At 63.5% G+C, this 244-nt stretch carries 1 pseudogene; it reads left to right on the top strand.

Annotation, left to right across the window (positions count from 1 at the left end):
- Positions 1–93: 93 nt before the first annotated feature.
- Positions 94–244: pseudogene (locus ACCD05_RS32055) on the top strand (isocitrate/isopropylmalate family dehydrogenase); the annotation flags it as partial.

The raw sequence follows: 244 nt of genomic DNA on the forward strand, positions 1-244 counted from the left end.
GGCCAGGCTGGTGTTCTGCGGCAGCTTGTAGGCGTTCAGGTCGAACAGGGTCTGGTTGTCGTGCGCCTCGACATAGTTGATGGTTTCCGACGGCTGCGCCGCGAAGCCGGCCTGCTGCGGCTGCGCTAGGATCTCGTGCTGTTCGCCAAGCTGCGTCCTGCCTTCTGCTACGGGGCGCTCGCTGCCGCTTCGTCGCTGTTGGGGGTAGTGGTCGAAGGGCTGTATATCCTGATCATCCGCGAAC

This window comes from Rhizobium sp. Rhizsp42, from assembly GCF_047304155.1.
Lineage (GTDB): Bacteria > Pseudomonadota > Alphaproteobacteria > Rhizobiales > Rhizobiaceae > Rhizobium.